This window comes from Psychrobacter glacincola, from assembly GCF_965118485.1.
Classification (GTDB): domain Bacteria; phylum Pseudomonadota; class Gammaproteobacteria; order Pseudomonadales; family Moraxellaceae; genus Psychrobacter; species Psychrobacter glacincola_D.
Genome location: NZ_CBCPJH010000020.1, coordinates 53,831 through 65,812, shown reverse-complemented (window position 1 = coordinate 65,812; position 11,982 = coordinate 53,831). Strand labels below are relative to the sequence as shown.

Annotated in this window: 10 protein-coding genes; 9 read left to right on the top strand and 1 reads right to left on the bottom strand. The window is 41.1% G+C overall.

All coding sequences use genetic code 11. The annotated features are described in order from the left end of the window. Positions 1-148 precede the first annotated feature (148 nt). The 4 genes from ACMHKH_RS09050 to ACMHKH_RS09035 all read left to right on the top strand — a co-directional run bounded on the left by ACMHKH_RS09050 (position 149) and on the right by ACMHKH_RS09035 (position 3,263). Positions 149-559 carry a lipopolysaccharide assembly protein LapA domain-containing protein gene (locus ACMHKH_RS09050; RefSeq protein ID WP_413520310.1) on the top strand — a complete coding sequence of 137 codons (411 nt, stop codon included), beginning with the start codon at positions 149-151 and terminating at the stop codon, positions 557-559. 76 nt (positions 560-635) lie between these two features. Beyond that, on the top strand, positions 636-1,334 hold the full coding sequence (gene pyrF / locus ACMHKH_RS09045; protein ID WP_413520309.1) for an orotidine-5'-phosphate decarboxylase: 699 nt from the start codon (positions 636-638) through the stop codon (positions 1,332-1,334). A gap of 152 nt (positions 1,335-1,486) precedes the next feature. Then, positions 1,487-2,284 carry a metallophosphoesterase gene (locus ACMHKH_RS09040; RefSeq protein WP_413520308.1) on the top strand — a complete coding sequence of 266 codons (798 nt, stop codon included), beginning with the start codon at positions 1,487-1,489 and terminating at the stop codon, positions 2,282-2,284. A 142-nt stretch (positions 2,285-2,426) separates the two neighbouring features. Next, positions 2,427-3,263, top strand: a complete 837-nt coding sequence (locus ACMHKH_RS09035) for a histidine phosphatase family protein (RefSeq protein WP_413520307.1) — start codon at positions 2,427-2,429, stop codon at positions 3,261-3,263. Positions 3,264-3,412: 149 nt separating this feature from the next. Here ACMHKH_RS09035 and rpsT read toward each other — a convergent pair whose 3' ends face one another. Further along, positions 3,413-3,679 (bottom strand): 30S ribosomal protein S20, encoded by a 267-nt coding sequence (gene rpsT / locus ACMHKH_RS09030; protein WP_010200097.1) that lies wholly within the window; start codon positions 3,677-3,679, stop codon positions 3,413-3,415. Positions 3,680-4,207: 528 nt separating this feature from the next. Here rpsT and ACMHKH_RS09025 point away from each other — a divergent pair. The 5 genes from ACMHKH_RS09025 (at position 4,208) to ACMHKH_RS09005 (ending at position 11,939) form a co-directional block, all read left to right on the top strand. Then, positions 4,208-4,909 carry an NAD-dependent epimerase/dehydratase family protein gene (locus ACMHKH_RS09025; RefSeq protein ID WP_413520306.1) on the top strand — a complete coding sequence of 234 codons (702 nt, stop codon included), beginning with the start codon at positions 4,208-4,210 and terminating at the stop codon, positions 4,907-4,909. 107 nt (positions 4,910-5,016) lie between these two features. Further along, on the top strand, positions 5,017-5,550 hold the full coding sequence (rraA, locus tag ACMHKH_RS09020) for a ribonuclease E activity regulator RraA (protein WP_413520305.1): 534 nt from the start codon (positions 5,017-5,019) through the stop codon (positions 5,548-5,550). Between the two features lie 222 nt (positions 5,551-5,772). Beyond that, on the top strand, positions 5,773-9,501 hold the full coding sequence (mfd, locus tag ACMHKH_RS09015) for a transcription-repair coupling factor (protein WP_413520304.1): 3,729 nt from the start codon (positions 5,773-5,775) through the stop codon (positions 9,499-9,501). A gap of 225 nt (positions 9,502-9,726) precedes the next feature. Then, positions 9,727-10,161, top strand: coding sequence for an HIT domain-containing protein (locus ACMHKH_RS09010; protein WP_290162864.1), 435 nt, complete (start codon positions 9,727-9,729; stop codon positions 10,159-10,161). A gap of 356 nt (positions 10,162-10,517) precedes the next feature. Then, positions 10,518-11,939 (top strand): adenylate/guanylate cyclase domain-containing protein, encoded by a 1,422-nt coding sequence (locus ACMHKH_RS09005; RefSeq protein WP_413520303.1) that lies wholly within the window; start codon positions 10,518-10,520, stop codon positions 11,937-11,939. The last annotated feature ends 43 nt before the right edge of the window (positions 11,940-11,982 follow it).

Genomic DNA, 11,982 nt, shown 5'->3' with positions numbered 1-11,982 from the left:
CTATTGATAGATGATAATGGCTGATTTTTCTTATTTGCCTATAATCTTTGACGACGTACTCCAATCTTTGACAATGTAGTATTATCAATCAGCATGGCTTAGTTTTTACCAACTGATCTTTTCTATTAAAAAATTAAGGAGACGTCTGATGCGTATTTTATTATTAGTGCTGCTGTTTTTGAGCTTTGCTTATTCTCTAGCTTTAGTATTAGCAAATAATACTGAAGTGGGCGTGAATTTACTATTTTCACAAGCGCCTACCATGAATTTAGGGTTACTGCTGATACTATGCCTAATACTTGGTATCGTCATAGGTATCTTATTAGCATTACTTATCTTCCGTGTTTTACAAAACAAATGGGAGATATCGCGCTTACAAAAGGCAAATGCTAGTTTACAAGAGCAGTTAACCCAAGCCAATGTGGTGATTGATCGCCAAGCAAATGCGCCTACGGTAGATGAAGCTGTTTATGGTGCGACAGCGGTTAATATACAAGATTCGGCAGTAGATAGCGTGAATGAAGGTGCAAGCTTGACCAAGCAAAAACGCGATTACTGATATATTGATATGATGCTTTTTGACTACTTATTTTGCATACCATAATTTGATAAACCTGATATAAAGAGGCATAACAATGAACAACGTAATCAATTCTCCTGTCATCGTTGCATTAGACAATATGACAAAGGATGCCTCTCTTGCGTTAGCTGACCAGTTAGATCCGGCGTTATGCCGATTAAAAGTAGGTAAAGAGCTGTATACTCGCTGTGGTCCTGAGATAGTCAAAGCGCTGCATCAGCGCCAATTTGAAGTGTTTTTAGACTTAAAATTCCATGATATTCCTAATACTACAGCGCAAGCAGTATTGGCTGCCGCTGAGCTTGGTGTATGGATGGTAAACGTGCATGCCAGTGCTGGCTTTGAAGCAATGTCATTAGCAAAGCAGCGTTTATTAGATGGTGACTTTCAGACGCTGCTGATTGCAGTGACTGTACTGACCTCTATGGACAATGCAGCACTTTTGCAGACGGGTATCAAGGACGGCTTAGATGCACAAGTGAGCCGCTTAGCACAATTGACCAAGCAAGCCGGTCTAGATGGTGTGGTATGCTCAGCACAAGAAGCAAAAACGCTAAAAGTATTATGTGGTCAAGAATTTAAGCTTATTACTCCTGGTATTCGCCTATCAGATGATAATGCCGATGATCAAAAACGCATTTGTACACCAAAACAGGCGTTAAATGATGGTTCTGACTATCTGGTGATTGGCCGCTCAATTACCCAAGCAGCAGATCCTGCGGCTAAATTACAGTTGATACTGCAAAGCCTATAATTTCAAAGCTTATAACTTCAAAGTATCTAACTTTTAAGTTAAATACTCAGTTTGAAAATAAAAAGACAGCCTAAACCGCTGTCTTTTTTACTTTTTGTTGCCCGCTGAAAAGGTGCTAAACTATTTATGTTTATTTAATGATATTGGCTATTATGAAATTACAGATTTTGAGTGACTTACATATTGACAGTTATGCTCGTCAATCGCATCCGCTAGGGCATATCCCTAAAACCGACGCAGACATCGTGCTAGTGGCTGGAGATACGGCAAATAGTGATAGCGGTATGCCATGGCTACAAGAACAAGCAGCACGCTTAAAAGTTCCTTTGATTACGATAGCTGGTAATCATGAGTACTTTAATGAAGACGTTCTGCATTTTGATAAAAAGCTGGCGACTTGGGATAATTATAATGGTGAATCAAAGCAGGGCGTGCGGTTTTTACAGTGTCAGCATATTGATATTGGCGAGGTACGAATCTTAGGTTGTACGCTTTGGACAGATTATCAATATCAAGCCAACGAAGATACCATGGCAGCAGCTATGCGCTTTATGCGCGATTATAAACAAATTTATGCTGGCGGCGAGCTATTTTCACCTGAGGTATCAATGCAAATCCATGCTAAGCAGCGCCAATGGCTAAAGCAGGCATTAATAATAGCCAAAGTATTGGGTAAAAAAACGGTGGTCATGAGCCATCATAGTATCAGCCCATTATCTGTATCTGAGAAATATGCTGAATTGCCGAGTAATGCTGCATTTGTCAGTGATTTATCTAGCTGGATGGTTGAGGGCTGGGCACCAACGCTTTGGGTTCATGGACATACGCACGAAGCATTTGATTATAAAATTAATAAGACGCGCGTCATTGTCAATCCACGTGCTTATCCAAACGAGGTCAGTAGTACGGCGTTGGCATTTGCATGGGATAGGGTGATTGATATCGGTTAGTAGATGCCTTTTTAATAATACAGGTGTCTGTTTAACGTAAAGTCGTTGCTAATGCTATTTTTTAAATATATTCAGGTAGCTTATATTGCAACTGAATTTATATTTTGTGCATTATATGCAGAAAACCTGCTAATCTTAAGCTATGAGTAAAATTCCTAGTAACCCCACATCGAAATTATGGGTTGAGAAGCTTGCAAGTCATACTCCAAGTGCACCAGCGCCCTCACACCTTCCTGATAGTATGATGTCTTCGGTCAGCTTGTTGCCTGAAGATAAGCGGCTGATTCTATTTACCAGACACTCTCTACGTGAGCGCTCTGATGGTAATGGCTTTGCCAGCTATCAATTGCCGCTTACCCAACAGGGTCGAGTATTAGCCAAGTCTTGGGGACGTTGGTTGGCAGGACATCTGCCGTATTCGCTCGATGTCGATAGCATTTCAAGCCCGATAGGGCGCTGTCTTGATACCGCTAAGCTGATGCAAGAAGGTGCAGGACTGCGCCGTGATATTGCGCAGCAGTCATTACTAGTTGAGCCTGGCAGCTTAGTTACTGAACCTGATATTGCTAATCCCATCTTTAAAGAAATTGGCGTTCTCAATTTTATCAATCGCTTCTTACAAGGCAATCTTGAAGGCACCAAAAATGCTTATCAGGGCGGTCTCGATATTCTATCGCTTTTTTATCAAAATCAGCCGCAGCATGGGCACCTGATGCTGGCGGTTAGCCATGATACTTTGTTATCTGCTTTTCTAGCAGTGATGTTTGATGTGACAGAAATTGATTGGAATGATTGGCCGAAAATGATGGAAGGGGTGTTTTTATGGTTTGATGACAAACCATTTGAGCAAGCAAGTGCTTACTTTGTCTGGCGCGGTGAGATCTATGTGCGTCCAATTCGTACCTTATTAGATGGTTATCGTACTGCAGGATTTCATCCAAGCAAGCTATTACTACCACCAGAAGTAAAATGGACGTAAACGTTATTTATTAAGTGTCTATTTATTACTATTAATGAGTTAATCATTTTTGATCAGGCATAAAAAAACCTTGCCCCAGTATTAGAACCAGTGGCAAGGTTTTAGTCATAATGCTCTTAAAGCATCATGAGGTCTAAACGCAACCTATCTTAAGCTTGTAAGCCTTTGATCGTTTTGTTTAGGCGGCTCTTACGACGAGCAGCTTTATTCTTATGAATAATACCTTTGTCAGCCATACGATCAAGAACTGGTACCGCTTTTTTGTAAGCTTCGGTAGCCGCGTCATAATCTTTAGCAGCGATAGCCGCATCAACACGTTTCAAATAAGTACGAACCATAGAGCGTTGTGACGCAGAGTTCTGACGACGTTTGGTGTTTTGACGGGCGCGTTTACGAGCTTGTGCAGTATTAGCCACGCGAATCTCCTTGATAAAGACAGATAAAAATATGAATGTGGATTGCAATAAAGGGTTTAACCATCATCGGTAACGAGCAGCCGTCTCGCCAAACATGATGTCGATGTATACTATTAGAGTATCTAATAGCAATAGAACATCGCAAGCGCCAAAACTGTTTGGAATAATTAAACAGCGTTGACGTGTAAAGCCGGTTATCTTAGCAAATTATCACCCTTAGAACAATAAGTTTGATGATTAATGCTCAAAGAAGTTACAGCACCCCATAGATGAGCGAATTTTTACGCCTTCAATAGCAATTTATATAGGTGTTTATCAAAATATCTAGTAAATAGTGGACTCTGAATAAGGATATAACCTAAGCAAAACTACTCGCTGATAAAATCTCTTACAATAAATGCTGCATAATCGCCTCAGTGATCCATTAATTTAGGTATGATACTAAAGTGGTAAGCGTCACTGATGGGCTTTTAGAAATCATATTTTTGACTATCGTCAATCTTTCAACACTCTATAAATGGATAGGCTATGCAGCGAAAAGCAATGGTAATAGGTGCAACAGGATTGGTCGGGCAACATCTTGTAAAGCAGCTCAGTGAGATTTATGACACATTAATTGTGATTGCACGGCGTCCGCCTCGCTACATTAATGCCAGCATGCGTTTCTATCAGGTGAATGATTTTGATAACTTAGCCGAAATCTTTGCAAGCGTTGGTGCTGATAGTAAGACAGATGCTTTTAGTTGCCTTGGCACCACTAAAAAACAAGCGGGTAGCGATGAAGCTTTTCGTAAAATCGACCATGATTATAATGTGAATTTTGCCAAACTTTGCCAAGATAAAGGCGTTGAAAACTTCTTTTTATTGTCCTCAATGAATGCCGATATTAATAGTCGCTTTTTATATAATCGCGTAAAAGCTGAAACTGAAAACTCGATAATGGCATTAGGTTTTGCCAAATTGGTTATTTTCCGTCCATCATTATTACTTGGCAAGCATAAAGGTCGCCCGTTTGAAAGTCTGGGACAAAAAGCCTTTCAGCTTATCTCGCCGCTGGTGTCCGAGTCGTTATCCTTACATCCTATTTCTGCAAAACGTGTTGCTAGTGCGATGGCGATGAGTGCCCATGATATCTACCACCGCAGTAAATATCGTAGCGAACATGTAATTAAAACCACTGATATTATAGAAAATAAACAGATGCTTGCGATGACCCGTGTAAAATATTAAGCTACAGATTCACTAAACTTTAATAATAAGCAGTGAAATGCTAAATAGCCTAAGCATAAAATAGTAAAATCGAAATAATTTAACCATAATAGACAAGGAGTCTCAACATGCCCGAATCAGTAACGATGACCAAAGAAAATTTTGTAACCTGCGATTTATTAGATTCCAACCCTGAATCACAGGTATGTTTGCCCAATATCGAAGGCAAATCGTTTTATAGTTTTGGTGGCAAAGATAAGTTTTGCGGCGAGATTGTGACGGTTAAATGCTTTGAAGATAATAGCCGAGTTAAATCACTGCTAAATAGTGACGGCAAAGACAAAGACGGTAATGGCAAAGTATTGGTCGTTGATGGTGGTGGCTCAATGCGCTGCGCGTTATTAGGTGACATGATTGCGCAATCTGCCATTGATAATCATTGGGCAGGCGTCATTGTGTATGGCTGTGTTCGCGATGTTGATGATATGGCGCAGATGAATCTTGGTGTCATGGCGCTTGGCTGTATCCCGCGTAAATCTAATCGTCGCGATGAAGGTCAAACGGATATTGAAATCAGCTTTGGTGATTTGACCCTGAATTCTGGGATGTTTGTCTATGCGGATAATAACGGCATTATTGCAAATGACCAACCATTAATTTAAGCGCGGCTTAATTAGTGCAAACTCAAGAACCTCAGCTTAACCGTTAAGGTTTTTGAATTTAACAGTGCTGTTTTCACATATGGATACGTATTTTATCGAGTATTTTAGTAGTTGGTTTCTTTATAAAAAAAATAAGTGACAAACCGTTACGGCATAAATTTTGGTAATTGCACAAATATTCGTATAATAGCTTTCTGACTCATAACTTTGATCCTACTCTCTATGCCTATCACTGCTCTGACTGACGCCTTTGATTCTATTAACCAGCAGCTGTTTCCTATCGAAAATGCCGAGCGCCGTTGGCTTGCGCCTGTGCATGGTGCCGTTAGCAGTTTATGGCTAGCAAGTTTGGTACAAGCGCCTATATGGAATGTTGCCGACCGTCTAAAAGTTGTGGTGACGCGTGACCAAAATCAGCTTAATCAAATAGAGACGGAATTGGCATTTTGCGGGGTCGATGCTCATGTGTTTCCTGATTGGGAGACGCTAACCTATGATGAGCTGTCACCGCATCAAGATATTGTCAGCGAGCGTATCAATTTATTAACTGATATGCCAACGTCAGGGGTATTATTAATATCTGTGCAGGCACTAATGCACCGAGTAGCGCCGCCGAGCTGGTTGATTGGACAGCATTTTGATTTAAGTGTTGGCGATCAATTTGACATTAATATACAGCGTAGCTTACTGGCAAAAGCAGGCTACCGTGCGGTTGATAACGTCTTTGAACCGGGTGAATTTGCGGTACGGGGCAGTATCATTGATATCTTTGCGATGGGTCAGCCGTTTCCACTACGTCTGGATTTATTCGATGACGAGATTGAGACCATTCGTTTCTTTAATCCGCAGACTCAGCGAACGTTAACCGTTGATGACCTTAAAACCATAATGAGTGGCAACGACAGCAGTATGGGCAAAGAGTCACTGTCACTGCTGCATAAACTGCCAGATATCTCAAAACCTATTCAGAAATTTCAAATACTACCGGCAAAAGAATTTCCGCTTGACGAAGGTCGCGAGACTTTCCGTACCAATTTCGCTGCCATGTTCCCTAATAGCAGCAGCCGTAAGTTTGAACTGCATAAAGATGTGATGGCAGGCATTGCCAGCAGTGGTCTTGAGTATTATCAACCATTATTTTTTGATTTAAAAGATTGGGAAGACGAGAGTAGTTTATTCACTTATCTGCCAAGTGATGCACTGTTCATTACTGATGAGTTGATTAACGAAAAACAGGCGGATTATTGGTCACAGATTCAGCGCCGTTATGAAGAGCGTCGTCACGATATTGATAAGCCGATTGTCGCCCCTGAATTGCTCTATTTGCGATCAAATATTCTCAATGAGCATCTCAATCATTATCCTCGCGTGATACTGAGTGCGCGTGATGAGCTTTTAGAAATGAATGATGGGAATGCAATTGACGATTCAGTGCTAGAGAGTCAAGTATTAGCTGCGCAACCATCGTTAGATTTTACGCAGCATAAACAGCAAGGCTTAGTGACATTAAGTGCGCAAAAGCCGCCGCAGCTATCAGTGAATCACCAAAAAGCCGAACCTTTAACTGAGCTGTTAGCGTTTTTAGAGATACAAGCGCAAACGGCGACACCTGTATTGGTGGTTGCTGAAACAGCGGGTCGCCGTGAAATTCTTATTGAGCTGTTTAAAGGTAAAATCGATATCAAAGCCTATGATAGCTTTGAAGCGTTTTTAGCAGCGGACAAAACAAGCGCTTTTAAAGATAACAAGTTGCCACAGGTCGGTCTCACCATTGCGCCTATTGAGCGCGGGGTATATGTGCCTGAGCGCTTGGTGCTGATTAGTGAGACGCAGCTCTTTGGTCGACAAGTATTGCAAACGCGCCGTCGTCGTCAAAGCGGTGTATCAGAAGAGTTTTTGGTAAAAAGCGTTACTGAAATAACCGAAGGCAGTCCCGTAGTGCATATCGAGCATGGTATAGGTCGTTATAATGGTCTAATTACGTTAGATGTAGGCGACGGTGAGCAAGAATTTATTCATTTAAAGTATGCCGATGATGCCAGTATTTATGTGCCGGTCGCCAACTTACAAATGATTAACCGTTATAGTGGCGGTGATCCGGCACTTGCGCCATTGCACAAGATTGGCAGCGGTAAATGGGATAAAGCTAAGCAAAAAGCGCTGGAGCAAATCCACGATGTTGCTGCTGAACTGCTGAATATACAAGCGCGGCGTGAGGCCAAAGTTGGTATTCATTTCAAAATAGATGCGTCACAATATGAGCTATTTGCTAGTCAGTTTGCTTTTGAAGAAACACCTGACCAAGCCAATGCTATCCATGCAGTGATGGAAGACATGCGCCAAAATCAGCCGATGGATCGTCTCATCTGTGGTGATGTGGGTTTTGGTAAAACCGAAGTAGCCATGCGAGCGGCGTTTATCGCAGTTAGTGCTGGCTACCAAGTGGCGGTATTGGTACCTACAACGCTACTGGCAGGTCAGCATGAGGATAATTTTCGTGATCGCTTTGCTGATTGGCCAGTACGTATCGAAACTCTTTCACGCTTTGGTGGTAAAAAACATCAAGACACCGTTTTAACCGACCTCGTAGCGGGCAAGGTGGATATCGTTATCGGTACGCATAAGCTGTTGCAACCCGATGTGAAGTTTTCTAATTTAGGGTTAATGATTGTCGATGAGGAACATCGCTTTGGCGTGCGTCATAAAGAGCGTATTAAGGCGATTCAGACCGATGTCGATAGTATGTCGATGACAGCAACACCCATCCCTAGAACGCTCAATATGGCGTTATCTGGTATGCGTGATATGTCCATTATTGCCACGCCTCCAGCCCGCCGCTTAGCGATTAAAACCTTTGTCATGCAAAAGACAGAAGCCTTGATGAAAGAAGCCATCTTGCGTGAGCTACTACGTGGCGGTCAGGTGTATCTATTACATAATGATGTGGCTAGTATCGAGCGTATGGCAGAAACTATCCGTGAGCTGGTTCCTGAAGCGCGAGTAGGGGTCGCTCATGGGCAAATGCAGGAGCGGCAACTTGAACAAGTGATGCAGCAGTTTTATCATAAAAAATTCAATGTGCTGATTTGTTCAACTATTATCGAAACCGGCATCGATGTCCCGAATGCTAATACCATTATCATCGAGCGTGCTGATAAGTTCGGGCTTGCTCAGCTGCACCAACTACGTGGTCGTGTCGGCCGTAGTCATCATCAAGCTTATTGTTATCTGCTGGTACCGTCTATTAAAGGGCTTAAAGGCGATGCTAAGCGCCGATTACATGCGATTGAACGCGCTAATACTCTAGGTGCAGGTTTTATGCTGGCGAGCGAGGATTTGGAGATTCGTGGTGCTGGTGAAATACTTGGTAAGCAGCAAAGTGGTAACATGCAAGCGATTGGCTTTAGCTTATATATGGATATGCTGGAGCGTGCGACAAAAGCAATCAAAGCGGGTAAAGAACCAGATTTAAGCACCCCGTTGTCGCTTACTAGTGAGATTAACCTGCACAGCTCGGCATTGATACCAGAAGAGTATCTGCATGATGTGCATCAGCGTTTGTTATTTTATAAACGTATTGGCAATGCCGATGATAAAGAGGCATTGACTGATATCCGAACTGAAATGATTGATAGGTTTGGAGTTTTACCAGACCAGACTAAGCAGTTATTTGCTGTTCATAGTTTGCGCATACAAGCCGAGCCCTTAAAGATTAATAAAATTGATGCCAATAGTAATAGTATGACGTTAGAATTCGCACCCGATACGCCAGTCGATGCTTTAGCGATTATTAAGCTAATCCAAGCAAATGGGCAACGCTATCGTATGAATGGTGCCTCTGGCATTCGCTATCAAGATGCTGATAAACTGGCAACGCCGCAGCAGCGTATCACCGTTATCCAAGAGTTGCTGAGTTATTTTAGCGAACATACGGTGGTGGAATCAGCTTAGAGAGATTGGCTTACTCATAACAGCGATATATTAGTTATATTTTTAAGTAAGCATTAAAACTAAGTATTAAAAATCAGCCAATAATTTATGCTGCTATTTTATCGGTTGGATAACTGATAAAATAGCAGCATTGTATTTTTAACCTATTATCTTCACTGTATTAGATTTTATTGCTTTATCTTTTATCTTCTTTTATTTGAACTCCATAACAAGAGAACCGTCATTATGTTCCAACTTCATCATAAACTTGCTGCCGATAGCTTTTTAGTGGGTGATTTTCCACTGTCTACTTGTCGTTTAATCAATGACTGCCAGTTTCCATGGCTGATATTAGTACCACGTGTGTCAGGTATCAAAGAGTTGTATGAATTGTCTGAGGCAGACCAAACGCAGTTTTTGCGTGAATCAAGCTGGTTATCAAGCCAACTTGCCAAGACTTTCCAAGCCGATAAAATGAATGTGGCAGCGCTTGGTAATCAAGTACCGCAGCTACATTTTCATCATATCGTCCGCTATCAGAATGATATGCAATGGCCAAACCCAGTATGGGGTGTACCAGCGATACCTTATACCAAAGAAGTATTAGCACAGATGCAGCAAACATTAATGATGGCGCTACGAGGTCACCATCAAATGCCGTTCGATTGGCAGATGCAATAGAATGGTTTTGAACGTTCTTAGCATGGTTCTATAAGCCTTTTTTTATAAAGGACAGTTAAAAAGTCAGATATATTATCTGGCTTTTTTGCTTTAATCCACTTCGCTCTTGCCATTTTGTTACAGCTCAAAGTACTTTGCTTATCAATAAATGACAGCAGTGTCAAAATGAGTGACAAACGGTATGCTTTGAAGCTTCAATGACATAGGTATTTACAGAATAAAAACGTATAATATAAAATCATACTAATTAATTAGCCTTATATCATTTATAAAAATAAACGCTATTTATAAAAGATAACTTATCTGTATCTCAACATACATCTCCAATGGCTTTTCTGGTTTAAGCGACTACAATCATGGCATTTTTAGACACCTTTAGCCCAAGAAAATCTATAGAGGGTAATGATGTCCGTCGATTCGATTATCCAGAAGTCTTTGTCCTAATATTAAGCGTCATACTCCTTGCCTTTCATTTTGACTTTAGTCCTACTTCGATGGCGCTTCTAGTCGTCGTTTGCCTACCTAGTCTCATGATTCTAATTTATAACTATCGCCGTCAAATAAGCTTTTGGACGTCTAATATTGTTATTATTTTATTATCTGCAGTCATTGGCTCTATTCAGTTTTGTCCTATTATCTCGTTAAGTTTGGGGGCATTAATTGGGCTACGTATCATTCTTAGTAGTTCTGAAAACCATCTAAAGCTGATTGCTGTCGCTGTCGTTACTGTCATCATTTTTTATTACGTTAGCGTCACATTGAGTACTCGAGAAATAGACTGTCATGAAGGCTGGATAACGCCTATTATTTTACTAGGAACGATGATGGTGATGCTTTGCCATTTTCGTCATATTTATCATGAATATATTCATTACGAAACACGTGCTGAACAAGCATCTGGGCGTTTAACTACGATGGTCTCAGTCATCAATAAATTAACCCGCTTTGTACCACCGCAAGTGTGGGAGCCTATTGTTAAAGCAGATAGTTCAGTAACGGTCTACAATAAACGCGCTAAACTAACAATTATGTTCTCAGATATTGTCGGTTTTACTGAGCTATCTGATAGTTTGAGTGCGGATAATTTGGCGGATATTTTAAATACATATATGCACTGTATGACTTTGATTGCCAATAAGCATGGCGCAGTGTTGGATAAGTTTATCGGCGATGGGATGGTGTGTTTTTTTGGTGAGCCTAATAGCAATGGTCCGCGTCAAGACGCCTTAGATTGCGTTGCGATGGCGATAGATATGCGCCGTGAGATGCGTACGCTCAGGCAGAAGTGGCGACTGATGGGCTTTGAAGGCTTGTATATACGTGTGGGCATTACCACAGGCTATTGTCATGTTGGTAACTTTGGTAGTAATAATCGTCTGAGCTATACGCTCATTGGTAAAGAAGCAAACTTAGCCTCGAGGCTTGAAGCGGTTGCAGGTAAGAGTGAGATATTCATTAGCGAGAGCACTCATGACTATATCTCGCATGATTATGACTGCGAATATGTAGGTGCTTTTCCGTTAAAAGGCTTTGATGATAAAATCAGTGCTTGGAAAGTACTAGATCCTGATGAAAATAAAGGCAAATTGTCAAAGTGGGTCGACCACACGCTGCCAGGTTTTAATCTACATTTGAATTTTAGAGACATGCAAGATAATGATTATCAAGATATCAGAAGCCGTCTTAATCTTGCCCTTGAACGTATCGAGCAAGAAGAGCAAGCGGTTGCTATTGAGATAAGTAAAGCCAGTAAAAAAGAGGTTCAGCATCATAAATAATTTATAGTTTTAAACATCATATATTAGAATATAAAAAAGCCAA

Excerpts from the sequence above, each read along its gene's own strand:
- mfd (WP_413520304.1), top strand. The coding sequence starts at position 5,773 with ATGCCTATCACTGCTCTGACTGACGCCTTTGATTCTATTAACCAGCAG.
- pyrF (WP_413520309.1), top strand. The coding sequence starts at position 636 with ATGAACAACGTAATCAATTCTCCTGTCATCGTTGCATTAGACAATATG.
- ACMHKH_RS09050 (WP_413520310.1), top strand. The coding sequence starts at position 149 with ATGCGTATTTTATTATTAGTGCTGCTGTTTTTGAGCTTTGCTTATTCT.
- ACMHKH_RS09025 (WP_413520306.1), top strand. The coding sequence starts at position 4,208 with ATGCAGCGAAAAGCAATGGTAATAGGTGCAACAGGATTGGTCGGGCAA.
- ACMHKH_RS09010 (WP_290162864.1), top strand. The coding sequence starts at position 9,727 with ATGTTCCAACTTCATCATAAACTTGCTGCCGATAGCTTTTTAGTGGGT.
- ACMHKH_RS09005 (WP_413520303.1), top strand. The coding sequence starts at position 10,518 with ATGGCATTTTTAGACACCTTTAGCCCAAGAAAATCTATAGAGGGTAAT.
- ACMHKH_RS09035 (WP_413520307.1), top strand. The coding sequence starts at position 2,427 with ATGAGTAAAATTCCTAGTAACCCCACATCGAAATTATGGGTTGAGAAG.
- ACMHKH_RS09040 (WP_413520308.1), top strand. The coding sequence starts at position 1,487 with ATGAAATTACAGATTTTGAGTGACTTACATATTGACAGTTATGCTCGT.
- rraA (WP_413520305.1), top strand. The coding sequence starts at position 5,017 with ATGCCCGAATCAGTAACGATGACCAAAGAAAATTTTGTAACCTGCGAT.